The sequence below is a fragment of the Rhodovulum sp. 12E13 genome (assembly GCF_003340565.1).
Classification (GTDB): domain Bacteria; phylum Pseudomonadota; class Alphaproteobacteria; order Rhodobacterales; family Rhodobacteraceae; genus HLUCCA09.
In genome coordinates, this window is sequence record NZ_QPLK01000016.1 from 1 (window position 1) to 23843 (window position 23843).

A 23843-nucleotide genomic window follows, 5' to 3' on the forward strand; every position below is an offset into this window, starting at 1 on the left:
GCCGGTCATCCACCCGCGCGACACCGCGAGGCTTGTTCGGAAGAAGCGGCTGGATCAGTCCCCACTCGAAATCGGTCAGATCAAAGCGTGCCATCATTGCCTCCATCGCTGGTGGCAGTGAATCAGCAAGCAAGAAACGCGTGAACCCCCTTTATGGGTACGCATCCTAGCGGCTCAGGCGATGATGTCGGGGTTCAGCTCGTCCTCGATCTGGCGGATCCGGTCCTTCAGCGCCAGCTTCTGCTTCTTCAGGCGGCGGATCGTGAAGATGTCGCCCGTGCCCCGATCCTCGAGGGCGCGGATCGCCTCGTCGAGGTCGCGGTGCTCGCGCTCGAGCACCTGCAGCCGCACGCGCAGCACCTCGACATGGTCCATCTCGTGGGGGGCGTTCACCTGTCTACCTCCTCGCGGGCGTCCCCAGGCTGACGGGGCCCGCCGTCAGCTCCCCGTATAGCGGCGCATCTCTCCGCCGGCAAAGGCACATCTTGCGGACAGGCGAACCGCGCCCCATATCGCCATCAAGGGTCGCCGAACGGGGCCCGCACGATGCATGGTCGCTTGCCTCAGAGGACGTGCTGACGATGACGAAACTGACCCTCGGGTCCCACCCTTTCCTGCTCGGGTTCGACCAACTCGAACGCCTCGTGGAGCGGACGGCGAAGTCCGGCAACGACGGCTATCCTCCCTACAATATCGAGCAGGCCGCGGAGAACCGCTATCGCATCACGCTGGCCGTCGCCGGTTTTTCCGAGGCGGACCTGTCGATCACCGTGGAAGAGCGGCAGCTCGTGATCCGCGGGCGGCAGCGCGACGACGGGGGCGAGCGGGTGTTTCTGCACAGGGGCATCGCCGCGCGCCAGTTTCAGCGCAGCTTCGTGCTGGCCGACGGGGTCGAGGTGTCGGGGGCGCTGCTCGAGAACGGGCTGCTCCATGTCGACCTTGAACGGGCCACGCCCGACCGCATCGTGCAAACCATCAGGATCGATCGCGCCTGAAAGGAGGGCGATGAAATGGAAACGAAAGTCGACACCCCCGAGACCCGGGCGCCCGAGGAGCGCGCCATCGTCTATGTCCGCCCCGTGCCGGTGGCGGAGCTGCCCGAGGAGGTGCGCGCGCAGGTGAGCGGCATCGACAACCTCTATGCCGTGCATGCCGAGACCGGCGAGCGGCTGGCGCTGGTGAAGAACCGCGAACTGGCCTTCGTGCTGGCCCGGCAGAACGACATGGCCCCCGTCAACGTGCACTGACGCGCCCAGGGGGGAAAATCCCTCGACCTCGGCTGGAAGGACGCGCACGGGGTGCAAGAGCCTTCGAAGGCTCTTGCACGCTTGCGCTCCGAGCGTTCGATCGTGGTGCGCATGATCGGCGGACGATCGCGGCGGCCGGCGCAGCCGGCGGCGAAGGGCCTTCGAAGGCCCTTCCCGTACCCCGCTCAGCCGGCGGCGACGAGGCCCATCTGTTCGAGCTTCAGCAGAACCTGATGCGCACAATGATCGACATCGACCGTCTCGGTATCGAGACGCAACTCGGGTGTCTCCGGCACGTCGTAGGGGTCTGAAATGCCGGTGAACTCCTTGATCTTGCCCTCGCGCGCCAGCTTGTAGAGGCCCTTGCGGTCGCGCCGCTCGCATTCTTCGAGGCTGGTGGCGAGGTGAACCTCGACGAAGGCGCCATGCTCCTCGATCAACGCGCGCACCTGCCGCCGGGTCGCCGCGTAGGGGGCGATCGGGGCGCAGATGGCGATGCCGCCGTTCTTGGTGATCTCGGAGGCGACGAAGCCGATGCGCTGGATGTTCAGGTCGCGGTGCTCCTTGGAGAAGCCCAGCTCCGACGACAGGTTCTTTCGCACGATGTCGCCGTCGAGCAGCGTTACCGGGCGGCCGCCCATCTCCATCAGCTTGACCAGCAGTGCGTTGGCGATGGTCGACTTTCCCGAGCCCGAGAGCCCGGTAAAGAACACGGTAAAGCCCTGCCTGGCGCGCGGCGGCTTCGATCGACGAAGCTCGGCCACGACCGCGGGAAACGAGAACCAGTCGGGGATCTCGAGCCCCTCCTGCAGGCGGCGGCGCAGTTCGGTGCCCGAGATATTGAGAACGGTCGCGCCTTCTTCGACCTCGTCGGCCGGCTGATACTCGGCGCGCTCCTGCACGTAGACCATGTGCTTGAACGGCACCATCTCGACGCCGATCTCGTCCTGGTGCTCGCGGAAGAGTTCCTGCGCGGCATAGGGCCCGTAGAAATCCTCGCCCTCGCTGTTCTTGCCCGGGCCGGCATGGTCGCGCCCGACGATGAAGTGCGTGACCCCGTGGTTGCGGCGGATCAGGCCGTGCCAGACCGCCTCGCGCGGACCCGCCATGCGCATGGCGAGGTGCAGAAGGCTCATCGTGGTGGTCGACGAGGGGTATTGGTCGAGCACCGCCTCGTAGCAGCGCACCCGTGTGAAATGGTCGATATCGCCCGGCTTCGTCATGCCGACCACGGGATGGATCAGCAGGTTCGCCTGGCTCTCCTTCGCGGCGCGGAACGTCAGCTCCTGGTGCGCGCGGTGGAGGGGGTTGCGCGTCTGGAACGCAACGATCCGTCGCCAGCCGAGCTTGCGGAAGAGCGCGCGCAACTCGTTCGGCGTGTCGCGGCGGGCGCGGAAATCGTAATGCACGGGCGGCTGGAGACCCGTGATCGCGCCGCCCAGATAAACCGGCCCGGCGATGTTGTGCAGGTAGTTGACCGCCGGATGCGCCTGGTCGTCGGCGCCGAATACCTTCTGCGCCTCGCGCTTCTTGTCGGGCGCCCACTTGTCGGTGACCGAGAGGATGGCGAGGATCACCCCCTCGGCGTCGCGCAGGGCGATGTCCTGCCCCGGTTCGACCTGCGCGGCGAACCTCTCCGAGACGTCCAGCGTGATCGGCATGGGCCATAGCGTGCCGTCGGCCAGACGCATCCGCTCGACCACGCTGTCGTAGTCGTCGCGACCGAGAAAGCCCTTGAGCGGCGCGAAGCCACCGTTCATCAGCAGCTCGAGATCGCAGATCTGGCGCGGCGTCAGATCCCAGCTCGCGAGGTCACCGGCCTCGAGGCGGAGTTTCTGCGCGCTGTCCGGCGAGACGAAGAGCTCCGGGATCGGAGCGAGATTGGCAATCGACATGGGCGTGTCTCGGCTTTCTGCTGACGGCATTCTGCGTCGTCGGTGCGGTCACATCTGCCGCCCCCTCCCCTCGACGGGCTGACGCGCGCCTCTAATCCTCACATGCGGGCGGCTTCAAGGCGCGAACCCCGATCTGCCGCCCCGGATGCGGCATTGCCACACCCGGGGCGCGCCTAGCACGCGAAAGGTGAATGCTCCGTTAGGGCGGGCGCACCCAGACGGCAGAGAGAGCGGTGCGCGGCCCTCACTCCGCCGCCGGCGCTTCCGCGCCGTGGCCGAGCGGCGGTGTGGTGTCGCGGGGCTCGACTTCTTCCATCTCGGCGAGAAACTTCTCGGCCTCGAGCGCCGCCATGCAGCCCATGCCGGCCGACGTCACCGCCTGCCGGTAGATGTGGTCGGTCAGGTCACCGGCGGCAAAGACGCCGGGGATGGACGTGGCCGTCGAGTCCGGCTTCGTCACGACGTAACCGCCGTGATGCGTGTCGAGCTGGTCGGCCACCAGTTCCGAGGCGGGCGCATGACCGATGGCCACGAAGAAGCCGGCACAGGGTATCTCGGTAATCTCGCCGCTGGTCACGTGCTTCGCGCGCACCCCCTCGACGCCGAGCGGGCTCTCGGTGCCGACGACCGCATCGATCTCGTGATCCCACAGCACCTCGACCTTGGGATTCCTGAAGAGCCGGTGCTGCAGGATCTTTTCCGCGCGCAGGCTGTCGCGGCGATGCACCAGCGTTACCTTGCTGGCGAAGTTGGTGAGGAACAGCGCCTCCTCCACGGCAGTGTTCCCGCCGCCGACGACGACCACTTCCTTGCCGCGGTAGAAGAAGCCGTCGCAGGTGGCGCAGGCCGACACGCCGAAGCCCTTGAACTTCTCCTCCGAGGGGAGGCCCAGCCACTTGGCCTGCGCGCCGGTGGCGAGGATCACCGCGTCGGCGGTGTAGGTCGTGCCGCTGTCGCCCTTCGCGGTGAACGGCCGCCGCGACAGGTCGATCGACAGGATGTGGTCCTGCACGATCTCGGTGCCGACCTCGCGGGCATGCGCCTCCATCCGCACCATCAGGTCGGGCCCCTGCACCATCGTGTCGCCCGGCCAGTTCTCGACCTCGGTGGTGATCGTGAGCTGGCCGCCGGGCTGGATGCCCTGCACCAGAACGGGCTCGAGCATCGCGCGGGCGGCGTAGACCGCGGCGGTGTAGCCCGCCGGCCCGGAGCCGACGATCAGAACCTTGGAGTGGCGGGTCTCGCTCATGGGAACCTCCCGGTCAGACGGTAGACGGTGCTGCACCGCCCGCATATAGGCGCGGCAGAGACGGCGCGAAAGGCGGCAAAGCGCACTGAGCGAGGCCCTTCAAATCTTGCGCACGCGCGAAAGAAAGTTGCGCCCCCGCGCACGACGGCATACATAACCGCAAATACGAGGCCTTTCCGAAGGAGACGGGACGCATGCCGGCATCGAGGCTCGACGCGATCGACCGCCAGATCCTGGCGGAGCTTCAGGCCGACGGCCGGATGACCAATGTCGAACTCGCCCGGCGCGTCGGCATCTCGGCCCCGCCCTGCCTGCGGCGCGTCCGCACGCTAGAGGAGGCCGGCTTCATCCGCGGCTACCACGCCGACATCGACCCCCGCGCGCTGGGGTTCGAGGTGCAGGTCTTCGCCATGGTGGGGCTCGACAACCAGTCCGAGGCGGCGCTGTCGGGCTTCGAGGCGCGCTGCCGCGAGTGGCCGCTCGTGCGCGAATGCCACATGCTGAATGGCGAGATCGACTTCATCCTCAAGTGCGTGGCGCCAGACCTGTCGACCTTCCAGAGTTTCCTGACCGAGCAGTTGACGGCGGCCGAGCATGTGGCGAGCGTCAAGACATCGCTCGTGATCCGCGGCGCGAAGGACGACCCCTCGGTCCCCTTCGAGGTGCTGGAAGAGCGGCTGAGTCGCTCGGCCTGACCCGCATCGGTGCGAATCACGCACGCCTCCTTCGCCGCGTCCGTCGCGGTCTCCCGGTGCCGCGCCGCTCGACGGTGAAGGGCCGTGCCGACCGCGGGAGCGTGCATCCCGTACCTTGCGCCACTCGGGGGGGCGCATGTCGGTGCGAAGATCCGGGGCCGGCCAGCTGCCCAAACGATCGCCGCGCGCACCTGCACCCGCTCCGAGAGGTGCCCGCGCGCCGGGGGCCGGAACCATCGTGCATCGCTCGGTCACCTGCTCGCGTGATGGCTGGCCTCGGGGCTGACGATGGCCGAGACGACCGAGCGCCCGTTCGATGACCCGGTGCCGCGCGACGGGGCTGCGCACGGCCACGTGCGGCCCGGATGCTGCCGAGGGGGCGGGGCTGCCCTGCCGCTGCTCGCTGCCGCGATGCTGCGTCGCGGGCGGCTGATCCCTCAGCCGCGCACCCAGCGGAACAGGGCCGAGGCCCCCCACCCGGCCGCGATGGCGATGGCGAGCGAAACCAGCCCGTAGACCAGGGGGCGCTGGTGGGCCAGCGTGTAGATCCACCGCTCCAGCCCCACCTTGCGCACGTCGATCGTGCGGGTGAAGTCGGCCACGACTTCGCCTTCGCGTGTCAGGTAGACATTTGCAGTGTACTGTCCCTCCACGAGGTTTGCCGGCAGCGCGATATCGACCGAGAAAAGCGCCTGATCGGTCAGCCGCACCGCCCCCTCCTGCACGGCATAGAGGCCCTGCGCCTCGCGGATGCGGATCAGACCGTCGATGAAATCGTCGGTTGCCTCGCTGCCCGCCTCGCGCGCGTCGACCGCCCGGATCCTGCGCTCCGGCGTGATGGAGCGACGCAGATCCTCCACCGCCGTCAGCGCTTGCGAGAGCGGTGCCGACGTGGCCACCTTGTAGAGCGTGGGCGCCGCGTCGATTGCCACGCCTTCCGTGTTCACCCAGATTCCCGCCAAACGTGACTTGCGCCGCACCGTCACCGGGCGCAGGGGGCCCGAGACGGTGACGATCACCTCGACCGGCGCATGCGTGCGCCCCGGCTCGGGCTTGATCGCGCCGAAGACGACGATCTCCGATCCCTCGAAACGCGCGTCGATCGCCACCCGCTCCTGGCTGAGATCCGCGACGATGCGCTGCGCGGCCGCGTCCGTCGCCGGCAGCAGGAGCGCGAGTGAAAGCGCGAGGAGAACCGCGCGCATCAATGACCCCCCGGATCGGCGATGGAATAGAGTTCGGCCGGCTCCACCAGCAGGTCGAAGGCGAGCTTGCCGCAGACCGCCAGAACGATGAGCGCGAGCAGGATGCGCAGCTGCTCGGCCTTCAGCTTCGTGCCGAGCTGGGTGCCGATCTGCGCGCCGACCACCCCCCCGATCAGCAACAGCACGGCCAGCATCATGTCGACGGTGTAGTTCGTCGTGGCGTGCAGGAGCGTGGTGAACGCCGTGACGAAGATGATCTGGAAGAGCGAAGTGCCCACGACGACCTTGGTCGGCATGCCCAGCAGGTAGATCATCGCCGGCACCATGATGAAACCGCCGCCCACCCCCATGATCGCCGCCAGCACGCCGACCGAGACGCCCACCAGCAGCGGCGGGATCACCGAGATGTAGAGGCCGGAGGTGCGGAACCGCATCTTGAAGGGCAAGGCCGCCACCCAGCCCCGGCTGCGGCGCGGCCTGCGCGGCGGCGGCGGCGCGCCCCCCGCCGTGGCGGCGCGCGCCCGCCGGATCGCGCCCAGCGATTCGACGAACATCAGCGAGCCGATGACCCCCAGGAAGACCACGTAGCAGAGCCGCACCAGCAGATCGACCTGGCCCTGCGCCTTGAGGAAGTTGAACAGCAGGATGCCGAGGCCCGCGCCGATCAGCCCCCCCACCAGGAGCACCGTCCCCATCTTGAGGTCGACCGTCTTGCGCCGCAGGTGGGCGAGAACGCCGGAAAAGGACGAGGCCACGATCTGGTTCGCCTCGGTCGCCACGGCGACGGCCGGCGGGATGCCGATGAAGAACAGCAACGGCGTCATCAGGAAGCCGCCGCCCACCCCGAACATCCCCGACAACACGCCCACGGCCCCCCCGAGTCCGAGCAGCAGGAACGCGTTGACCGAGACCTCGGCGATGGGAAGATAGACGAGCATACCCCACATAATCGCGCACCCGCCCCGCGGGCAACGCGGTATCTGTCACGCTGCCGGGCGCTCTGCGGCTGTGGCCCCGCCGCTGCGCGCGTCGCCGCTTCTCCTTGACCGAAATAGCCCGGGGGCAGGTCGCCCCGGGCGGCCGGGGGCAGAGCCCCCACCGCCCGGAGGGCTCGAAACGAATGCGCCGGAGGCGCGCCGCTTCGTCGCTGGCAGGGCCTTCAGCGCTCCTTCACGTAGGGGGCGCCGCCGGCCTTGGGCGGGATCGCCCGCCCGACGAAGCCTGCGAGGATGATGACGGTCAGCACGTAGGGCAGCGAATCCATCACCTGCACCGGGATCGTGACCTCGCCCAGGCGCAGGCCCTGGTAGCGCAGGGCGACCGCCTGCAGCAGGCCGAAGAGCAAGCAGGCCCCCAGCGCGTACCACGGCCGCCACTTGGAAAAGATCAGCGCGGCGAGCGCGATGTAGCCGCGCCCCGCCGTCATGTCCTTGACGAAGCCCGCCTGCAGCGCCGTGGCGAGATAGGCGCCCGCGAGCCCGCACAGCACCCCGCAGATGACCACCGCCGCATAGCGCAGCCCGATCACGCTGATGCCGGCGGTGTCGACCGCCTCGGGGTTCTCGCCCACCGCCCGCAGGCGCAGGCCGAAGCGGGTGCGGTAGAGCACCCACCACGTCGCCGGCACCGCGAGCAGCGCCACGTAGACGAGGATCGAGTGCCCCGAGACCAGTTCCGACCAGACCTGCTGCACCGGCCCCGCCTGCGCGATCAGCTCCGACAGCGGCCGCCCCGCCGCCGCCGCGTCGGACGGGCCGATGGCGAAGGGCAGCTCCCACCCCGAAAAGCGCGCGTCGCCGGCCAGCGAGGGCGTGCGCCCGCCCTGCGCGAACCAGCTCTGCGCGATCACCACCGTCAGCCCCGCGGCGAGAAAGTTGATTGCCACCCCAGAGATCAGCTGGTTGCCGCGGAAGGTGATCGAGGCCAGGCCGTGCACCGCCGACAGCAGCATCGACGCGACGATCCCCGCCAGCAGCCCCACCCAGACCGAGCCCGAGACGAAGGCGAAGGCGGCCGAAGCGAAGGCCGCGATCAGCATCTTGCCCTCGAGCCCGATGTCGAAGATCCCCGACCGCTCGGAAAACAGCCCGGCGAGGCAGGCGAGCAGAAGCGGCGTGGCGAGGCGCAGCGTCGAGTCGAGGATCTGGACGAGCGTCAGGAAATCCATCTCACTCCCCCGGGCTCGGCTGGCGGGCCTGCATGGCCTCGCGCCGCTTGCGCCGCCGCCGCGCGGCCATGAAGGCGCTCTCGATCGGCATCCGCACCATGTTGTCGAGCGCCCCGGTGAACAGGATGACCAGCGCCTGGATCACCACCACCAGTTCCCGCGGGATCGACATCCACAGCGCGATCTCGGCGCCTCCCTGGTAGAGAAAGCCGAACAGGATCGCCGCGAGCGCCACGCCGAACGGGTGGTTGCGCCCCATCAGCGCCACCGCGATGCCGATGAAGCCCGCGCCCTCGACCGAGTTCAGCACCAGCCGCTCGGCCTCGCCCATCACGTTGTTGATCGCCATCAGGCCCGACAGGCCACCCGAGATGAGCATCGCCACCACGACGATCTTCACCGGCGAGATCCCGGCATAGAGGGCCGCCGATTCCGAATGCCCGAGCGCGCGGATCTCGTATCCGAGCCGCGTGCGCCACATCAGCACCCAGACGGCGACGCAGGCGAGAAGCGCGATGAACAGGGTGATGTTCACCGGCGCCGCGCTGGAAAACTCGATGCCGAACGGCGCCAGGATCTGGTGCAGCGTCGGCAGGTGCGCGCCCTCGGGGAAGGAGGCCGAGGCCGGCTCCATCTCGCCCACGGGCTTCAGCACGTTGACGAGCATGTAGTTGAGCAGCGCCGCGGCGATGAAGTTGAACATGATCGTGGTGATCACGATGTGGCTGCCGCGTTTCGCCTGCAGATACGCCGGGATCAGCGCCCAGAGCGCCCCGAAGAGCGCGCCGCCCAGCATCGCCACCGGCAGCGCCAGCGTCCAGTGCGGCCAGGGCAGCGACAGGCACACCAGCGCCACGCCCAGCCCCCCTACCGTCGCCTGCCCCTCGGCCCCGATGTTGAACAGCCGCGCGTGGAACGCCACGGCGAAGGCGAGGCCGGTGAACATGAAGTTGGTGGCATAGTAGAGCGTGTAGCCCCAGCCATAGGTCGAGCCGAACGCGCCCGACACCATGAGGCGCACGGCCTCCACCGGGTCCTGCCCGATCGCCCAGATGACGCCCGCCGAGATGGCGAATGCGATCATCACGCTGATCAGCGGCACGAGGAAGACGTCGGCCCAGCGCGGCATCCGCTCCATCTCAGCGCACCTCCCCGGCCTGCGCGGCGAGCCGCTCCTCGACCGCCTCGTGCAGCGGCTTGCCATCGTCGGGCGCGCTCTCGAGCCCCGCCATCAGCAGGCCCAGCTCCGCCTCCGTCGTCTCCGCCGGCAGGCGCTCGCCCATGATGCGGCCGTCGAACATCACGGCGATCCGGTCGCTGAGCCCCATGATCTCGTCGAGCTCCACCGACACGAGCAGGATCGCCTTGCCGCTGTCCCGCAGCTCGATGATGCGCTGGTGGATGAACTCGATCGCGCCGATATCCACCCCGCGCGTCGGCTGTCCCACCAGCAGCAGCTCCGGGTCCTGCTCGATCTCGCGGGCCAGCACGATCTTCTGCTGATTGCCCCCGGAAAAGCTCTTGGCGGTCAGCCGCGGGTTGGGCGGGCGCACGTCGAACCGCTCCATCCTGGCGGCCGTCTCGGCGATCAGGCCCGCATTGTCCATCAAGAGGCCCTCGCCCCCCGCGCCGCCCCGCTCGTAGCCGAGGGCCATGTTCTCCCACGCCATGAAGTCCATGATCAGGCCGAGGCGCTGCCGGTCCTCCGGCACGTGGGCGACGCCGCGCTCGCGCCGCGACCGCCCGTCGGACTGCCTGCCCGCGAGGGCGATCTCCTGCCCGTTCAGCCGGATCGTGCCGGTCGCCGTGCGGATGCCCCCCAGCACGTCGAGCAGTTCCGACTGGCCGTTCCCGGCCACGCCCGCCAGGCCGAGGATCTCGCCCGCCCGCACCTCGAACGACACGCCGCGCAGCCGCTCCACCCCCTGCTCGTCGACCACCCGCAGGTTCTCGACCTCGAGCACCGTGCGCCCGGGCCGTGCCGGCGTCTTGTTCACGCGCAGCAGAACCTTGCGCCCCACCATCAGTTCGGCCAGCTGCTCGGGGCCGGTGTCGGCGGTCGGGACGGTCGCCACCATCTCGCCGCGGCGCATCACCGACACCTCGTCGGTGATCTCAATGATCTCGCGCAGCTTGTGGGTGATCAGGATGATCGTCTTGCCCTCGTCGCGCAGCCCCTTGAGGATGCGGAACAGATGGTCGGCCTCGGCCGGCGTCAGCACGCCGGTGGGTTCGTCGAGGATCAGGATGTCGGCCTGCCGGTAGAGCGCCTTGAGGATCTCCACGCGCTGCTGCATCCCCACCCCGATCTCGCCGATCAGCGCGTCGGGGTCCACCTGCAGCTCGTAGTCGCGCGCGAGTTCGGTCAGGATCTTCCGCGCCTTGGCGAGCGAGGGCCTGAGCAGCCCCCCTTCCTCGGCGCCCAGCACCACGTTCTCCAGAACGGTAAAGGTCTCGACCAGCTTGAAATGCTGGAAGACCATGCCGATTCCCGCCGTGATCGCCGCCTGGCTGTCGGGGATCTCGGTCCGTTTCCCGCCGATGAAGATCTCGCCCGCATCCGCCTTGTAGAACCCGTAGAGGATCGACATCAGCGTCGACTTGCCGGCGCCGTTCTCGCCCACGATCCCGTGGATCGTGCCGCGCTGCACGCGGATCGAGATGTCCTTGTTGGCCTGCACCGGGCCGAAGGCCTTAGAGATGCCCTTCAGCTCGATCGCGGGTGGCGTCGTGGCGGCGTGGTCGGGCATCGCGTCCTTCCGGCCGAAGGACCGGAACCGCACCCCGCCCCTTCTTCTTGCTGGAAATATCCTCGGGGGGTCCGGGGGGCGGAAAGCCCCCCGGCCTCTCCGCTCGTGCCGGCCTCAGAAGGTCAGCGCCGGGCAGCTGTCATCCGTCGAGTAGTCGTGCACCGTGATCTCGCCGTCGATGATCGCCTGTTTCGCGTCCTCGACCGCGCCGGTCATCTGCTCCGAGATCAGCTCCGCGTTGTGCTCGTCCACGGCATAGCCCACGCCGTCCTCTGCGAGGCCGAGCACCTGCACGCCGGTCTCGAGGTCGGCCCCCGCCTCCATCGCGTTGTAGACGGCGACATCGACACGCTTGAGCATCGAGGTCAGCACCGAACCCGGGTGAAGGTAGTTCTGGTTGCTGTCGACGCCGATCGAGAACACGCCCTGGTCCGCCGCCGTCTGAAGCACGCCGAGGCCGGTGCCGCCCGCGGCGGCGAAGATCACGTCGGCGCCCTGGCTGATCTGCGCCTGGGCGAGTTCCGAGCCCTTGACGGGGTCGTTCCAGGCCGCCGGCGTCGTGCCGGTCATGTTGGCGATGATCTCGGCATCGGGGTTCACGGCCTTCACCCCTTGCGCGTAGCCGCAGGCGAACTTGCGGATCAGCGGGATGTCCATGCCACCCACGAAGCCGACCGTGTCGCTCTCGGTGGCCATCGCCGCGAGCATGCCCACGAGGTAGCTGCCCTCGTGCTCGGAGAACAGCACCGACAGCACGTTGGGGTGCTCCTCGGGGTCGACGAAGCCGTCGATGGTGACGAACTTGGTGTCGGGATAGTCGGGCGCGACCTCGGCGATCGGCGTGGCCATCGAGAAGCCGGTGGTCACGACCGGGTTGAAGCCGGCCTCGGCGAAGCGGCGCAGCGCCTGCTCGCGCTGGGCCTCGGACTGCAGCTCGATGTCGCGGAACTCGCCGCCCGTCTCCTCGGCCCAGCGCACCGCGCCGTTGTAGGCCGCCTCGTTGAACGACTTGTCGAACTTGCCGCCGAGGTCGTAGATCAGGGCCGGATCGGCCAGCGCGGCACCGGCGCTCAGGGCCGTGGCCGCGGCGGCGCCGAGAAGGGTCCGCATCAATGTCATTTCCAGTCTCCCCGTTGGTGGCGAGGCGCCGCGCTCGGCGCCTGCCGGAATAGGTAAGGATCTCTTTAAGGATCGCGAGGGGATAAGGCCGCACCGGCCCAACCCGGTCAACCGCTTTTTACCGCGCACGGCCCCTCCCCGCGGCGTCTGCCCGCTTCTGGGGCGACGCCCGCCTACCGCCCGCCCCCGGGCTCACGCCAGTGCCCGCCCCATCAGCAGAGCGTCGACCGCGCCGCCGGCCCGCGGATAGTAGCCGGGTCGCCGCCCGCGCTCGCCATAGCCCGCGCCCGCGTAGAGCGCGACGGCCGGCGCGTTGTCGGCGGCCACCTCGAGGAACGCCTCGCGCGCGCCGCGCTCGCGCGCGCCCTCCTCGAACGCGGCGAGCAGCGCCCGCCCGCAGCCCTGGCGCCGCGCGGGGGGCGCGACGGCGAGCGTCAGCAGCTCGGCCTCGCCCGCCACCGCCCGGCCGAGAGCGAAGCCGGCGCCCCCCTCGGGTGCATCGACGGCGAACACATGCGGGTCGTCCAGCAGCGCGGCGAACTCGCGCGCCGACCATGGCCGCTCCCGCTCGAAGCTGGCGGCATGGATGGCGGCGCGCGCCTCGGGGGTCACGGCAACAGCAGGGGCGGCGGGTCGGCCGGCGGCGCGGCGTCGGGCGGGCGGACATAGAGCGGCGCGGGGCGGCGCTCCGTGTCGATCCGGTTGCGCCATTTCCACTCCGTCACCTTGCCCAGGCGGCGCGGCAGATCGTCCAGCGCGGCCTCGCGGTGGCCTGCCTCGAAGGCGCGGGCAATCTCGGCGGCACGGTGGCCGGTGACGCGCATGTTGGCGGGCAGGCGCAGATCGTCCGGCGGATGGGCCGGGTCGATCAGCCGTGGCGCGGCACGCGGGGTGCCGTAGCGATAGTGGCAGACATAGGCCATGTCGCGCGGGGCGGGGACGCTGACGATCTCGGCCGGCTCGGCGCCGAGGCCGGCGGGGTCGCGCACGAGATCGAAGGTGGAGATGCCGATGGCGGGGCGGCCGAGCGAGAGGGCGAGCCCCCGCGCCGTGGCCACCGCGATGCGCGTTCCGGTGAAATTGCCCGGCCCGATGCCGACGCCGAGCGCGGTCAGCTCCGACAGGTCGTGCCCGGCCCCTGCCATCAGGCGCTGGAGCAGCGGCACCAGCGCCTCGGCCTGGCCGCGCGCCATGGGCTCCAGCGCCTCGGCCAGGATCGCATCGTCCCGAACGACAGCGGCCGCGCAGTGCGCGGCCGACGTGTCGAAGACAAGGAAGAGCGCGTCAGAGCCCAACCGGCCGCACCTCGGTCACCTCGGGAATGTAATGCCGCAGCAGGTTCTCGATGCCCATCTTCAGCGTCAGCGTCGACGAGGGACAGCCCGCGCAGGCCCCCTGCATGTGCAGGTAGACGACGCCGCGGTCGAAGCCGTGGAACGTGATGTCACCGCCGTCCTGCGCGACGGCCGGACGCACGCGGCTGTCGAGCAGCACCTTGATCTGCTCGACGATCTCGCCGTCCTCGCCCTCGTGGACGGCGTGGCCATCGCCCGCGGGCGCGCCGCCTTCGTCGAGCACCGGAGCGCCCGACTGGTAGTGCTCCATGATTGCACCGAGGATGGCGGGCTTGACGTGCTCCCACTCCACCCCCTCGGCCTTGGTCACGGTCACGAAGTCGGTGCCGAAGAAGACGCCCGTCACACCCTCGACGCCGAAGATGCGCTGCGCGAGCGGCGACTTGCCGGCGGCGTCGGGCGTGGGAAAGTCGGCGGTGCCGGCCTCGAGCACGGTCTGGCCGGGCAGGAACTTCAGCGTCGCCGGGTTGGGCGTGGATTCGGTCTGGATGAACATGGGCATCCCTTTCCTGAGTGTTCCAGTCATATGCCCGGTCGGGCGGCCCGGGTCAAGCTTTCTGGAATCGTTCTAAATCCAGATCGCGGTCAGGTGATCGCTTCCAGCCGCTCCTTCGACATCTCGCCCGGCACGATGGTGATGGGCACCGGCAGCGTGCCCGACGCCTTGGTGAGCTGGGTCACCAGGGGCCCCGGCCCGCTCTTGCCCGAGCCTGCACCGAGCACCAGAATGCCGATCTCGGGGTCTTCGCGGATGAGGTCGAGGATCTCGGGCACCGGCTCTCCCTCGCGGATCACGAGGTTGGGGTCGACGCCCTGCCGGTCGCGCATCCACTTGGCGAAGACCTCGAAATGCGCCTCGATCCGCTCGCGCGCCTCGGCGCGCATCACGTCGCCCACCCCGATCCAGTGCTGGAACTCGTCGGGCGGGATGACGGCGAGGATCTCGACCCCGCCGCCGGTGCGCGACGCCCGCATCGCCGCGAAGCGCATCGCGTTGAGGCATTCGCGGCTGTCGTCAAGAACGACGAGAAACTTGCGCATCGGCGACCCTCCCTGACGCGCGAGTATGCCCTGCCAGGCGCGCGCGCGGCAATCCTCTCCGAAGGCCGCAGCTCAGGCCGCCGCGGCGGTGCTGTGCGCCCAGTCCCAGTAGAGGTCGCGCGCACGCTTCGCCACGGGGCCGAGCGGGTAGGTCGTGCCGTCGAACTCCGTCACCGGCGTCACCTTCGAGAGGTTCCCTGTGAGGAACACCTCGTCGGCCCGTCGGAAATCGTCGAAGGCGAGCACGCCCTCGACCACCTCCACCCCGTCGGCGCGCAAATTGGCGATGTGGCGGGCGCGGGTGATCCCTGCGAGGAAGGTGCCGTTGGGAATCGGGGTGAACACCACCCCGTCGCGCGCCATGAAGACGTTGGCGGTAGCGGTCTCGGCCACGTTGCCCATCGCGTCGGCCACCAGCGCGTTGCCGTAGCCCCGGGCGCGCGCCTCGGCCAGCATGCGCGCGTTGTTGGGGTAGAGGCAACCGGCCTTGGCGTTGCACACGTTGTCGGCCAGCACGGGGCGGCGGAACAGCGTGGTGGTCAGCGTGGTGGCCGCGTCGGGCGCGGGCATCGGCACCGCCTCGAGGCAGATGGCAAAGCCGGTCGGCCCAGTCCTGGGCAGGACGCCGAGATACTCCGAATCGAGCGCCCAGTACATCGGGCGGATGTAGATGGCGGCATCCTTCGGGTAGAGGTTCAGGCCCTCCCAGACGATGTTCACCATCTCGTCGGTGCCCACGTTCGGCGCGATCATCAGCGCCTCGGCCGAGCGGTTGACGCGGGCGCAATGCAGGTCGAGGTCGGGGGCGATGCCGTCGACGTAGCGGGCGCCGTCGAAGACGGTGGTGCCCAGCCACGCGCCGTGGTCACCCGCGCGCATGACGGGCACGTCGCCCTCGTGCCAGCGGCCCTCGAAATAGGTTCGGATGTCGGTTCCCGCGGCCATAGGCGCCTCCCTGGTGCGAGGCACCAGCCTAGGCCCGCTCGCGGGAAGGGTCCAGCCCCGTCAGGCGGCCTCGGCCAGCAGCGCCGCGACGTCGAGAGGCTCGTTGCTGATGGCGAGGCGGCCCTGCGCGTCGCGCGGCCAGTCCTCGGGCGCCCGGTCGCGGTAGAGCTCCACGCCGTTGCCGTCCGGGTCGTCGAAATACACCGCCTCCGACACGCCGTGATCGGCCGCGCCGGTCAAAGCGACGCCGGCATCGAGCACCCGTCGGGTCGCTGCGCCGAGGCTCGGCCGGTCGGGATAGAGAAAGGCGGTGTGGAAAAGCCCCGGGTGCCCCTTCGGCCCGGGAGCGGCGCCGCGCGATGCCCAGGTGTTGAGGCCGAGATGGTGGTGGTAGCCGCCCGAGGCCAGAAACGCCGCCTCGGCGCCGTAGAGTTGCGTCACCTCCAGCCCGATCACGTCGCGATAGAAGGCGATGGAACATTCGAGATCCGAGACACGCAGATGGACGTGGCCGAGGACGGGCGGAGCGGCGTGGGGCATGATGGGCCTCCGGTGCAATCGGGCCGCAGCATGGCCAAACTGCCGGCGCGACGCGATTGGGCGCGATGGCGGGGCGCCTGCGCGCCCACGCACGGTTCCCGGCCCTGACCATGGCGCGTCATGCATGGCAGGCGGCGGGCCTCTCCTCGCCCCGGCCGCATCGGCCGCCGGGGGGCGGGGCGGGGCCGGACCCGCTGCGGCCAGTCACCCTTGTCGCGCGGCAGATATCGGGCGGGACCCTGAAACCGCCGGCGGCCTACACCCACTCGGGCTTGTCCGCGCCCACCATCCTGTCGGCGCCCACCATGCCAACGATCTCGTAGGTCCGGCGCAGGATCGGGGCGGCGAGCTCGCGGGCGCGGGCGGCGCCGCCGGCGAGGAGTCGGTCGATCTCGGCGGGGTCCTGCATCAGCCGCGACATCTCGCCGGAGATGGGAGAGAGGTGCGCCACGGCGAGGTCGGCCAGCGCGGGCTTGAACTCGGAGAACGGCTTTCCCCCGTGCTCGGCAATCACGTCGGCGACGCTCACGTCGGCCAGGGCCGCGTAGATGTTGACGAGGTTCCTCGCCTCGGCCCGCTCCTCCAGCCCTTCCGGCGTCCCGGGCAGCGGCTCGGGGTCGGTCCGGGCCTTGCGGATCTTCTGGGCGATGGCGTCAGCATCGTCGGTCAGGTTGATGCGGGTCATGTCAGACGGGTCGGACTTCGACATCTTCTTCGCGCCGTCGCGCAGGCTCATCACCCGCGTCGCGGCCCCCTCGATCACCGGCTCGGTGAGCGGGAAGAAGTCGACCCCGTAATCGTGGTTGAACTTCGCCGCGATGTCGCGCGTCAGTTCCAGGTGCTGCTTCTGGTCCTCGCCCACCGGCACGTGGGTGGCATGGTAGGCGAGGATGTCGGCCGCCATCAGCGCCGGGTAGGCGAAGAGGCCGAGCGAGGCCTGCTCGGCGTGCTTGCCCGCCTTGTCCTTGAACTGCGTCATCCGCTTCATCCAGCCCATGCGGGCGACGCAGTTGAAGATCCACGCCAGCTGCGCGTGCTCGGGCACCTGGCTCTGGTTGAACAGGATCGAGCGGGCGGGGTCGATGCCGGAGGCGATGAAGCCGGCCGCAAGCTCGCGCGTGGCGCGGCGCAACTCTTCGGGCTGCTGCCAGACCGTGATCGCGTGCAGGTCGACCATGCAGTAGACGGTCTCGAACCCGCCCGCGTTCTGCATGTCGACGAAGCGCTTCATCGCGCCGAGGTAGTTGCCGAGATGCAGGTGCCCGGTGGGCTGGATGCCGGAAAACACCCGCCGCGTGAAGCGCGAGAGGTCGGGCTGGATCGGGTCGTCCTGCAGCGATGTGGTGTCGGGCATCCTGGCCTCCGGTTCTGGCCATCGGGGCCGCGCTCGCTTATCCCCGCCCCCGCAGCCCGTCAACCGGAGGCCCCATGTCCGACGCGCCCCACGCCTCGCCCTTCAACGCCCTGCCGCCCGTCGTCACGGCGCTGGCGGCGGCGATCTTCGGCGTCGAGGTGCTGTTCATGCTCGCCAAGTCGGGCCTGATCGGCGGCACGCGCGGCGGGGAGGACTGGCGCATCTTCGCCCTCCAGCGCTTCGCCTTCTCGGGCGAACTGTTCGGCTGGATGGTCGAGACAGGGCGCTGGCCGCCGGAACACGCGATGCGCTTCGTCACCTATCCGTTCGTGCATGTCAGCTTCACGCAGATGATCTTCGTCGTCGTCTTCGTGCTGGCGCTCGGCAAGATGGTGGGCGAGGTGATTTCCAATGCCGCCGTCGCGGCGATCTTCTTCGCGGCATCCATCGTGGGGGCGCTCGTCTACGCGATCCTGCTGAATGATCCGCGCCCGCTCGCGGGGGGCTTTCCCGGCGCGTTCGGTCTGATCGGCGGCTATACCTTCATCCTGTGGGTGGGCTATGGCGCGGTGGGCGCCAACCAGTTCCGCGCCTTCACGCTGATCGGCTTCCTCATGGGGATCCAGCTGATCTTCGGCCTGTTGTTCACGGTGGGCAATTTCTGGGTGGCCGAGGTGGCGGGCTTTCTGACCGGCCTCGCCCTGTCGCCGCTGCTGGTGCCGGGGGGCTTCGGGCGGCTGCTCGCACGTATCAGGCAGCGCTGAGGGTTCGCCGCAGGGGCGCGCCCGTGCTAGATCCACCGCAAGCTCAAGGAAAGGGAGAGAGCGATGACCCTCAAGGTCTACCTGTCCGGCGAGATCCACACCGACTGGCGCGAGCGCATCACGGAAGGGGCCAGAGGCCTCGACGTGACGTTCGACGCGCCGGTGACCGACCACGCGGCGAGCGACGATTGCGGCGTGGCCATCCTCGGCGCGGAAGACAGCAAGTACTGGCACGACCACAAGGGCGCCATGGTCAACGCCATCCGCACCCGGCGCGGGATCGAGCAGGCCGACGTCGTCGTGGTGCGCTTCGGCGACAAGTACAAGCAATGGAACGCGGCGTTCGACGCAGGCTACGCCGCGGCGCTCGGCAAGTCGCTGATCGTGCTGCACCCGCCAGAGCACCAGCACGCGCTCAAGGAGGTCGACGCCGCCGCGCTCGCCGTTGCGGAAGAGCCCGAGCAGGTGGTCGACATCCTGCGCTACGTGCTGACGGGGAGCTTGCCCGAGCGCACGGCGCAGGCGGCAGAGTAGGCGCGGCCCGGCCGGGTCGCGCAAGGGCGCCTGACGTTCCTCCGCTTGATCCGGCACGACCGGCCGAGCCCGCCCCTCTCACAGGTCGGGTTCAGGGCGACATGACGCGAGCCGATCGCAATGGCGCCGGCGGCCCCTTGCGGCGCTCGGCCGGCGCGCCGCACCGGGTGCCTTCCCGTGTCGGGCGCGCCCGGTCGCGTCACGTCGGGGCGGGTGTCTAGGCCATGCCCCGCTCGCCATACTTGAGCAGGACCGGCACGACGAGATCCTCCTCGTCGGTCAGGTGCCGTTCGAGCAGCGGCGCGAAGCCCTCGAGCCCCTCGAGGAACCGCCCCGTCGCGTCGTGCCGCGCCACCGCGTCGGCCTGAAGCACGGCATTGGCGCGCTCCACGAAGGCGTGCAGATGACCTTCGAGGGCATGGTGATCGGCGTCGAGCAGGCCGAACCCCGTCTCCAGCCGTGCGTCGTGCCGCGAGAGAACGGGGAAGTAGTGCGCGTCCTCGACGTGGTGATGGCCGTGCAATTCGCCCACGAACATGCCGCCGAAGCGCGACAGCGCCGCGGCATGGGCCTTGGGGTCGGCCCGGCCGTCGATCGCGGCGCGGGCGTCGGCCGCCAGCCGCTCGGTCAGCTTGCGGAACATCATGTGCCGATCGAGCCAGAAGCGGATCAGCGGAGACAGGCCCGCATCCTCCCATCGCTCGCGAGGGAACTCGGCCAAGAGCACGCGCAGCGCGTCGGGCAGGCCGTCGCGCCTGTCGAGGGCGAGCTCCGCGGCTGCGTCACGCATCGGGCGCCTCGCGCGGCGGAACGGCCAGCCCGGCCTGCACGGCGGGCCGGGCGAGGAAGCGGTCGAGATAGGCGACGACGTTGGGGTGATCGGCCCAGCACACCAACTCGCGCGCGCCGTAGAAGTCGAGTCCGCGCAACCAGGGCGCGATGGCGATGTCGGCGATCGAGTAGTCGCCCACGATCCATTCCCGGCCCTCGAGCTCGGCCTCGAGGATGCCGAGGATGCGCTTCGCCTCGCCGATGTAACGCTCTCGCGGGATCGGATCCTGCACCTCGGCGCCCTTGAACTTCACGAAAAAGCCGAGCTGGCCGAACATCGGGCCGACATGGCCCATCTGGAACATCACCCACTGCGTGATGCGGTGGCGGTCGGCGGCACCCTCGCCGATCAGCCGCCCCGTCTTCTCGGCAAGATAGAGCAGGATCGCGCCCGACTCGGCGAGGCCGAGCGGCTGCCCACCGGGCCCGTCGGGGTCGACGATGGCGGGGATCTTGCCATTGGGGTTGAGCGAGACGAACGCGTCGCTTTTCACGTCGGCGTCGTCCAGCGTCACACGGTGCGCCTCGTAGGGCAGGCCGAGTTCTTCGAGCGCGATCGACACCTTCACGCCGTTGGGCGTGGGAAAGGAATAGAGCTGGATCACGCTGGGGTCGGTCGCCGGCCAGCGGTGGGCGACGGGAAAGTCGGCGAGAGGCGAGGCGGGCATGGGCGGTCTCCTTTTCCCTCGACATGGGAGACGGCGCGCACGACGTCCATGCGGCTGCACTGCACAAGAAATGCGGAGCCACGCACACCCGCTATCCCTCGGACACGAAAAAAGGGGCGGACATCGCCCCCCCCAGCCATCAGATTGGCGCCGCGCCGGATCAGGCGGACGGCGGCGCCTTTCGCGCCCCTCGGGCGCGCCACACGAGCAGGGCGATGGCGCCCCCCAGCAGCGGCAGGGCCGGCGGCACCGGGACGACGGTCGCCTCGGCCCCGGTCAGCCAGTAGCCGGCGAATAGGTCAGACCCGCTTACCGACGGACGGAGGTAGAAGGTGCTTCCGTACAGCGGCGTGTCGAAGGTGATCGTGTGGAAGTTCGGCTTGCCATTGCCGGTGCCGTCGTTCTTGAACGACCGTTCCAGAGTGATCGGGTCCAGAGTGATCGGGCGCCGGTTGGCGCCTAGGATCTGGATCGACTGCATCGCGGTCGAGCCGGGCGACGAGCGTATCGTGAGTTGCGTGAGCGACACCGGCATGTCCCACTCGAGGCTGATGGCCTCCCAGACAGGGAGCATCATAGGCATCGGGGGCTCACTTTCGGCGACCCGAGAATCCCCCGGCGTGTTGAATTGCGAGGCCGAAGGCATATCCGGCCCGACCCCGATACCGTTGGCGTCGATGTTCAGCGACGGCCTCAACCCCATATTAAACTCGTTGTAGGTGTACGAATACGCAGACACGCGAAGGGCGGGCGCGACTCCCGCCGGGCTCGGGTATACCTCTTCGTCATCGCAGAGTCTCGGCGTCGTGTCTTTCGAGCCCGCGGCGCGGCACCCGCTTCCGGCCGGCGCGGTGAAGTCGTAGGCCAAGGTCTTGCCCACGGTGCCGGCGAAAGCGGCCGGCGCGGCGAGACATGCGGCCACGAGAGCGGACATGAAAAGAGAACGCGTCATAATGAGATCACCCTTGCTAACAGGTCGTCGTTAACACGCTGCCGCAGGGTCCAGCAAGCGCCATGCGGCGGATCGGGCCGGAGAAACCGCGCTCGGCCCGGATCGTGGGCAATGTGAGGCGTGACGAGCACGCCCGACACCCGGAGCGACGACACGTGCGGCGGCCAAACTAGCGGGCGCCCTGCGCCAGTGGCGGAGCGCCTGACGAAAGACACCCCGGCCAGCGCGTGGCTCGGGGTGTCGATTCGCATTGCCATGTCGCATCGCCGCCCCCCGTTCACTCGGGGCGGGGGCCGCGGGCGTGGCGCCTCAGAGGAGGCCTTCGCGCTGCGCCTTCTTCCGCGCGAGCTTGCGGGCCCGGCGAATCGCCTCGGCCTTCTCGCGGGCACGCTTCTCCGAGGGCTTTTCGAAGTGCTGGCGCAGCTTCATCTCGCGAAACACACCTTCGCGCTGCAGCTTCTTCTTGAGCGCGCGAAGCGCCTGATCGACGTTGTTGTCGCGGACCGAAACCTGCATGTGGAGGTCACCACCTTTCGTGTTCGAGTTGCATCAATCTGCAGGAGGTGGCCCTATATCAACGGCATCCTAGCTTGTCCAGCGGCGGCGGGGTGCCCGCGCCTCGACGCGGCGATACGCCCACACGACAGCGAGAGGGACCAAAGATGACCGACATTTCCGCCGGCATGCCCGCCGACGACCCGGGCGCCACCCTGTCGATCGACGAGGCGCGGCGCCGCCTCGTGGACGCCGCGATGATGCACGTGCCCTTCGACGGCTGGTCGGACGCCACGCTGCGCGCCGCCCGCCGCGATGCCGGCATTCCCCGTGCGCTGGCCGAGGCCGCCTGCCCGCGCGGGCCGGTCGACCTCGCGCTCGCCTTCCACGAGCAGGGCGACCGCGAGATGCTGCGCCGCCTGCGCACCGAGAACCTCGCGAGCCTGCGCTTCCGCGACAAGATCGCCGCCGCCGTCCGCTTCCGCATCGAGGCGGCCGAGGATCGCGAGGTGGTGCGCCGCGCCTCCTCGCTCTTCGCGCTGCCGCAATACACCGCCGACGGCGCCCGCGCGCTCTGGACGACGGCCGACCGGATCTGGACGGCGCTCGGCGACAGCTCCGACGACATCAACTGGTACACCAAGCGCACCACGCTCTCGGGGGTCTACGCCTCGACCGTGCTCTACTGGCTGGGCGACGAGAGCGAGGACAGCACCGCGACGTGGGAGTTCCTCGACCGCCGCATCGAGGACGTGATGCAGGTCGAGAAGGTGAAAGGCCGGATCGAGGGCAACCCGGTGCTGCGCCGCGTCTTCGCCGGGCCGATCTGGCTCGCCGGGCGGGTGCGCGCGCCGGCGCGGGGCCACGAGATCGACCTGCCGGGCCGCCTCTCGGCCGGGCCGGGCTCGACCGGCGCCTGATTGCGCTCGGAGGGCGCGCGGGCGAGAACTGGCCTGACAAGGAGGCCGCCCCGATGACAGACACCGCCCGTTCGCCCGCCCTGCCCGACCGCATGCGCTGCGTCGAGATCGCCGAGCCCGGCGGGCCCCGGGTGCTGCGGCCGGCGGAGCGCGCCCTGCCCCGGCCGGCCGCCGGCGAGATCCTGATCCACGTGGCCTGGGCCGGGGTGAACCGGCCCGACGCCCTGCAGCGGGCCGGCTCCTACGCGCCGCCGCCGGGCGCCTCCGACCTGCCGGGGCTCGAGGCGTCGGGCCATGTCGCGGCCGTAGGGCCCGAGGTGCACGACTGGCAGGTGGGCGATGCGGTCTGCGCGCTGCTGCCCGGCGGCGGCTATGCCGAATACGCCGTGACGCCTGCCGCCCACGCCCTGCCGGTTCCCGAAGGGTTGGGGCTGCGCGAGGCGGCGTGCCTGCCCGAAACCTTCTTCACGGTCTGGTCGAACGTGTTCGAGCGCGCGGGGCTGCAGGCGGGAGAGCGGTTCCTGGTGCATGGCGGCTCGTCGGGCATCGGGACCACGGCGATCCAGCTCGCCGCGGCGCGGGGGGCGCGCGTCTTCGCCACCGCGGGCTCGGCCGAGAAATGCGCCGTGTGCGAGCGGCTGGGCGCCGAGCGCGCGATCAACTACCGCGAGGCGGATTTCGTCGACGTGGTGCGCGCCGAAGGCGGCGCGAACGTGATCCTCGACATGGTGGGCGCAGACTACATCCCGCGCAACGTCCGAGCGCTGGCCGACGAGGGGCGGCTGGTGCAGATCGCCTTCCTGCAGGGGCCGAAGGTGGAGCTCGACTTCGCACAGGTCATGGTGCGGCGACTGACCATCACCGGCTCCACGCTGCGCCCGCAATCCGACCTCTCCAAGGCGCGCATCGCCGCGGCGCTGCGGGCAGAGGTCTGGCCGCTGCTGGCGGCGGGCCGCGTCGCCCCGGTAATGGACAGCGCGTTTCCGCTCGACGAGGCCGCCGAGGCCCATGCCCGAATGGAGAGCTCGGCTCATATCGGCAAGATCGTGCTGTCGGTCGGCTGATCGCGCCAAACCGCGCCCGTTTGCGACGCCGTGCGTCGCGTTTGAGCACTCCT

General features: G+C 69.7%; 27 protein-coding genes and 1 pseudogene. 7 read left to right on the top strand and 21 right to left on the bottom strand.

All coding sequences use genetic code 11. The features are described 5' to 3' along the window. Together DLJ49_RS13875 and DLJ49_RS13880 are read right to left on the bottom strand one after the other, a co-directional pair. Window positions 1-94 (bottom strand): annotated as a pseudogene (locus DLJ49_RS13875) (IS5/IS1182 family transposase); the annotation flags it as partial. A gap of 80 nt (window positions 95-174) precedes the next feature. After that, window positions 175-393, bottom strand: coding sequence for a YdcH family protein (locus DLJ49_RS13880; RefSeq protein WP_115394157.1), 219 nt, complete (start codon window positions 391-393; stop codon window positions 175-177). A gap of 188 nt (window positions 394-581) precedes the next feature. On the opposite strand from DLJ49_RS13880, the gene DLJ49_RS13885 reads away from it, so the two are divergent. Both DLJ49_RS13885 and DLJ49_RS13890 read left to right on the top strand, forming a co-directional pair. Continuing rightward, a complete protein-coding gene (locus DLJ49_RS13885) occupies window positions 582-995 on the top strand; it encodes an Hsp20 family protein (protein ID WP_115394158.1) in 414 nt (137 codons plus the stop codon). A 15-nt stretch (window positions 996-1010) separates the two neighbouring features. Further along, the gene (locus DLJ49_RS13890) at window positions 1011-1247 is read left to right on the top strand and encodes a DUF1150 family protein (RefSeq protein ID WP_115394159.1); all 237 of its coding nucleotides are present in this window, start codon (window positions 1011-1013) and stop codon (window positions 1245-1247) included. Window positions 1248-1432: 185 nt separating this feature from the next. Here DLJ49_RS13890 and DLJ49_RS13895 read toward each other — a convergent pair whose 3' ends face one another. Continuing rightward, window positions 1433-3142, bottom strand: a complete 1710-nt coding sequence (locus DLJ49_RS13895) for a bifunctional sulfate adenylyltransferase/adenylylsulfate kinase (RefSeq protein ID WP_115394160.1) — start codon at window positions 3140-3142, stop codon at window positions 1433-1435. A 244-nt stretch (window positions 3143-3386) separates the two neighbouring features. Next, entirely contained in the window at window positions 3387-4391 is a 1005-nt protein-coding gene (gene trxB / locus DLJ49_RS13900; RefSeq protein WP_115394161.1) for a thioredoxin-disulfide reductase, read from the bottom strand. Between the two features lie 194 nt (window positions 4392-4585). Between trxB and DLJ49_RS13905 the strand changes: the two genes are divergently transcribed. Further along, window positions 4586-5086: an Lrp/AsnC family transcriptional regulator gene (locus tag DLJ49_RS13905; RefSeq protein WP_115394162.1), complete on the top strand. Its 501-nt coding sequence runs from the start codon at window positions 4586-4588 to the stop codon at window positions 5084-5086. Window positions 5087-5523: 437 nt separating this feature from the next. Here DLJ49_RS13905 and DLJ49_RS13910 read toward each other — a convergent pair whose 3' ends face one another. The 13 genes from DLJ49_RS13910 to trpS all read right to left on the bottom strand — a co-directional run bounded on the left by DLJ49_RS13910 (window position 5524) and on the right by trpS (window position 17562). After that, the gene (locus DLJ49_RS13910) at window positions 5524-6291 is read right to left on the bottom strand and encodes a TIGR02186 family protein (RefSeq protein WP_115394163.1); all 768 of its coding nucleotides are present in this window, start codon (window positions 6289-6291) and stop codon (window positions 5524-5526) included. Then, on the bottom strand, window positions 6291-7229 hold the full coding sequence (locus DLJ49_RS13915) for a sulfite exporter TauE/SafE family protein (protein WP_115394164.1): 939 nt from the start codon (window positions 7227-7229) through the stop codon (window positions 6291-6293). The genes DLJ49_RS13910 and DLJ49_RS13915 overlap by 1 nt, the downstream gene beginning before the upstream one ends. A 221-nt stretch (window positions 7230-7450) precedes the next feature. Further along, the gene (locus tag DLJ49_RS13920; protein WP_115394165.1) at window positions 7451-8458 is read right to left on the bottom strand and encodes an ABC transporter permease; all 1008 of its coding nucleotides are present in this window, start codon (window positions 8456-8458) and stop codon (window positions 7451-7453) included. A 1-nt stretch (window position 8459) separates the two neighbouring features. Beyond that, window positions 8460-9596, bottom strand: coding sequence for an ABC transporter permease (locus tag DLJ49_RS13925; RefSeq protein ID WP_115394166.1), 1137 nt, complete (start codon window positions 9594-9596; stop codon window positions 8460-8462). A 1-nt stretch (window position 9597) separates the two neighbouring features. Beyond that, window positions 9598-11208: an ABC transporter ATP-binding protein gene (locus DLJ49_RS13930; RefSeq protein WP_115394247.1), complete on the bottom strand. Its 1611-nt coding sequence runs from the start codon at window positions 11206-11208 to the stop codon at window positions 9598-9600. 114 nt (window positions 11209-11322) lie between these two features. Beyond that, on the bottom strand, window positions 11323-12327 hold the full coding sequence (locus tag DLJ49_RS13935; RefSeq protein ID WP_115394167.1) for a BMP family lipoprotein: 1005 nt from the start codon (window positions 12325-12327) through the stop codon (window positions 11323-11325). 192 nt (window positions 12328-12519) lie between these two features. Then, the gene (locus DLJ49_RS13940; protein WP_233489025.1) at window positions 12520-12939 is read right to left on the bottom strand and encodes a GNAT family N-acetyltransferase; all 420 of its coding nucleotides are present in this window, start codon (window positions 12937-12939) and stop codon (window positions 12520-12522) included. Then, window positions 12936-13622, bottom strand: coding sequence for a tRNA (adenosine(37)-N6)-threonylcarbamoyltransferase complex dimerization subunit type 1 TsaB (gene tsaB / locus DLJ49_RS13945; protein WP_115394169.1), 687 nt, complete (start codon window positions 13620-13622; stop codon window positions 12936-12938). The genes DLJ49_RS13940 and tsaB overlap by 4 nt, the downstream gene beginning before the upstream one ends. After that, window positions 13612-14178: a NifU family protein gene (locus DLJ49_RS13950; RefSeq protein WP_115394170.1), complete on the bottom strand. Its 567-nt coding sequence runs from the start codon at window positions 14176-14178 to the stop codon at window positions 13612-13614. The genes tsaB and DLJ49_RS13950 overlap by 11 nt, the downstream gene beginning before the upstream one ends. Window positions 14179-14267: 89 nt before the next feature. Next, window positions 14268-14723 carry a universal stress protein gene (locus DLJ49_RS13955; RefSeq protein WP_115394171.1) on the bottom strand — a complete coding sequence of 152 codons (456 nt, stop codon included), beginning with the start codon at window positions 14721-14723 and terminating at the stop codon, window positions 14268-14270. Between the two features lie 72 nt (window positions 14724-14795). Beyond that, the gene (locus DLJ49_RS13960) at window positions 14796-15668 is read right to left on the bottom strand and encodes a branched-chain amino acid aminotransferase (RefSeq protein ID WP_115394172.1); all 873 of its coding nucleotides are present in this window, start codon (window positions 15666-15668) and stop codon (window positions 14796-14798) included. Window positions 15669-15728: 60 nt separating this feature from the next. Next, entirely contained in the window at window positions 15729-16208 is a 480-nt protein-coding gene (locus DLJ49_RS13965) for a VOC family protein (RefSeq protein ID WP_115394173.1), read from the bottom strand. Between the two features lie 256 nt (window positions 16209-16464). Beyond that, window positions 16465-17562, bottom strand: coding sequence for a tryptophan--tRNA ligase (gene trpS, locus DLJ49_RS13970; RefSeq protein ID WP_115394174.1), 1098 nt, complete (start codon window positions 17560-17562; stop codon window positions 16465-16467). Window positions 17563-17636: 74 nt separating this feature from the next. Between trpS and DLJ49_RS13975 the strand changes: the two genes are divergently transcribed. Both DLJ49_RS13975 and DLJ49_RS13980 read left to right on the top strand, forming a co-directional pair. Continuing rightward, window positions 17637-18326, top strand: coding sequence for a rhomboid family intramembrane serine protease (locus DLJ49_RS13975; protein ID WP_115394175.1), 690 nt, complete (start codon window positions 17637-17639; stop codon window positions 18324-18326). A 63-nt stretch (window positions 18327-18389) separates the two neighbouring features. Further along, the gene (locus DLJ49_RS13980; protein WP_115394176.1) at window positions 18390-18860 is read left to right on the top strand and encodes a YtoQ family protein; all 471 of its coding nucleotides are present in this window, start codon (window positions 18390-18392) and stop codon (window positions 18858-18860) included. Between the two features lie 217 nt (window positions 18861-19077). Here DLJ49_RS13980 and DLJ49_RS13985 read toward each other — a convergent pair whose 3' ends face one another. The 4 genes from DLJ49_RS13985 to rpsU form a co-directional block, all read right to left on the bottom strand. Next, window positions 19078-19650: a hemerythrin domain-containing protein gene (locus DLJ49_RS13985; RefSeq protein ID WP_115394177.1), complete on the bottom strand. Its 573-nt coding sequence runs from the start codon at window positions 19648-19650 to the stop codon at window positions 19078-19080. Next, entirely contained in the window at window positions 19643-20359 is a 717-nt protein-coding gene (locus tag DLJ49_RS13990) for a glutathione S-transferase family protein (RefSeq protein ID WP_115394178.1), read from the bottom strand. The genes DLJ49_RS13985 and DLJ49_RS13990 overlap by 8 nt, the downstream gene beginning before the upstream one ends. A 160-nt stretch (window positions 20360-20519) precedes the next feature. Beyond that, window positions 20520-21311, bottom strand: a complete 792-nt coding sequence (locus DLJ49_RS13995; RefSeq protein ID WP_115394179.1) for a hypothetical protein — start codon at window positions 21309-21311, stop codon at window positions 20520-20522. Between the two features lie 309 nt (window positions 21312-21620). Next, window positions 21621-21827 (bottom strand): 30S ribosomal protein S21, encoded by a 207-nt coding sequence (gene rpsU, locus DLJ49_RS14000; protein ID WP_057812606.1) that lies wholly within the window; start codon window positions 21825-21827, stop codon window positions 21621-21623. A 146-nt stretch (window positions 21828-21973) separates the two neighbouring features. Between rpsU and DLJ49_RS14005 the strand changes: the two genes are divergently transcribed. Beyond that, on the top strand, window positions 21974-22726 hold the full coding sequence (locus DLJ49_RS14005; RefSeq protein ID WP_233489027.1) for a COQ9 family protein: 753 nt from the start codon (window positions 21974-21976) through the stop codon (window positions 22724-22726). Window positions 22727-22779: 53 nt separating this feature from the next. Next, the gene (locus DLJ49_RS14010) at window positions 22780-23790 is read left to right on the top strand and encodes an NAD(P)H-quinone oxidoreductase (RefSeq protein ID WP_115394180.1); all 1011 of its coding nucleotides are present in this window, start codon (window positions 22780-22782) and stop codon (window positions 23788-23790) included. Window positions 23791-23843: the final 53 nt, after the last annotated feature.

What these genes read in the sequence shown, in the direction of transcription:
- DLJ49_RS13890 (WP_115394159.1), top strand. Translation starts at nt 1,011, where the DNA reads ATGGAAACGAAAGTCGACACCCCCGAGACCCGGGCGCCCGAGGAGCGC.
- DLJ49_RS13915 (WP_115394164.1), bottom strand. Translation starts at nt 7,229, where the DNA reads ATGCTCGTCTATCTTCCCATCGCCGAGGTCTCGGTCAACGCGTTCCTG.
- DLJ49_RS13930 (WP_115394247.1), bottom strand. Translation starts at nt 11,208, where the DNA reads ATGCCCGACCACGCCGCCACGACGCCACCCGCGATCGAGCTGAAGGGC.
- DLJ49_RS13965 (WP_115394173.1), bottom strand. Translation starts at nt 16,208, where the DNA reads ATGCCCCACGCCGCTCCGCCCGTCCTCGGCCACGTCCATCTGCGTGTC.
- trxB (WP_115394161.1), bottom strand. Translation starts at nt 4,391, where the DNA reads ATGAGCGAGACCCGCCACTCCAAGGTTCTGATCGTCGGCTCCGGGCCG.
- DLJ49_RS13995 (WP_115394179.1), bottom strand. Translation starts at nt 21,311, where the DNA reads ATGACGCGTTCTCTTTTCATGTCCGCTCTCGTGGCCGCATGTCTCGCC.
- DLJ49_RS13895 (WP_115394160.1), bottom strand. Translation starts at nt 3,142, where the DNA reads ATGTCGATTGCCAATCTCGCTCCGATCCCGGAGCTCTTCGTCTCGCCG.
- DLJ49_RS13885 (WP_115394158.1), top strand. Translation starts at nt 582, where the DNA reads ATGACGAAACTGACCCTCGGGTCCCACCCTTTCCTGCTCGGGTTCGAC.
- DLJ49_RS13935 (WP_115394167.1), bottom strand. Translation starts at nt 12,327, where the DNA reads ATGACATTGATGCGGACCCTTCTCGGCGCCGCCGCGGCCACGGCCCTG.
- DLJ49_RS13950 (WP_115394170.1), bottom strand. Translation starts at nt 14,178, where the DNA reads ATGTTCATCCAGACCGAATCCACGCCCAACCCGGCGACGCTGAAGTTC.
- DLJ49_RS14010 (WP_115394180.1), top strand. Translation starts at nt 22,780, where the DNA reads ATGACAGACACCGCCCGTTCGCCCGCCCTGCCCGACCGCATGCGCTGC.
- DLJ49_RS13910 (WP_115394163.1), bottom strand. Translation starts at nt 6,291, where the DNA reads ATGCGCGCGGTTCTCCTCGCGCTTTCACTCGCGCTCCTGCTGCCGGCG.
- DLJ49_RS13980 (WP_115394176.1), top strand. Translation starts at nt 18,390, where the DNA reads ATGACCCTCAAGGTCTACCTGTCCGGCGAGATCCACACCGACTGGCGC.
- DLJ49_RS13975 (WP_115394175.1), top strand. Translation starts at nt 17,637, where the DNA reads ATGTCCGACGCGCCCCACGCCTCGCCCTTCAACGCCCTGCCGCCCGTC.
- DLJ49_RS13920 (WP_115394165.1), bottom strand. Translation starts at nt 8,458, where the DNA reads ATGGATTTCCTGACGCTCGTCCAGATCCTCGACTCGACGCTGCGCCTC.
- rpsU (WP_057812606.1), bottom strand. Translation starts at nt 21,827, where the DNA reads ATGCAGGTTTCGGTCCGCGACAACAACGTCGATCAGGCGCTTCGCGCG.
- DLJ49_RS13990 (WP_115394178.1), bottom strand. Translation starts at nt 20,359, where the DNA reads ATGCCCGCCTCGCCTCTCGCCGACTTTCCCGTCGCCCACCGCTGGCCG.
- DLJ49_RS13955 (WP_115394171.1), bottom strand. Translation starts at nt 14,723, where the DNA reads ATGCGCAAGTTTCTCGTCGTTCTTGACGACAGCCGCGAATGCCTCAAC.
- DLJ49_RS14005 (WP_233489027.1), top strand. Translation starts at nt 21,974, where the DNA reads ATGACCGACATTTCCGCCGGCATGCCCGCCGACGACCCGGGCGCCACC.
- DLJ49_RS13960 (WP_115394172.1), bottom strand. Translation starts at nt 15,668, where the DNA reads ATGGCCGCGGGAACCGACATCCGAACCTATTTCGAGGGCCGCTGGCAC.
- DLJ49_RS13985 (WP_115394177.1), bottom strand. Translation starts at nt 19,650, where the DNA reads ATGCGTGACGCAGCCGCGGAGCTCGCCCTCGACAGGCGCGACGGCCTG.
- DLJ49_RS13925 (WP_115394166.1), bottom strand. Translation starts at nt 9,596, where the DNA reads ATGGAGCGGATGCCGCGCTGGGCCGACGTCTTCCTCGTGCCGCTGATC.
- trpS (WP_115394174.1), bottom strand. Translation starts at nt 17,562, where the DNA reads ATGCCCGACACCACATCGCTGCAGGACGACCCGATCCAGCCCGACCTC.
- DLJ49_RS13905 (WP_115394162.1), top strand. Translation starts at nt 4,586, where the DNA reads ATGCCGGCATCGAGGCTCGACGCGATCGACCGCCAGATCCTGGCGGAG.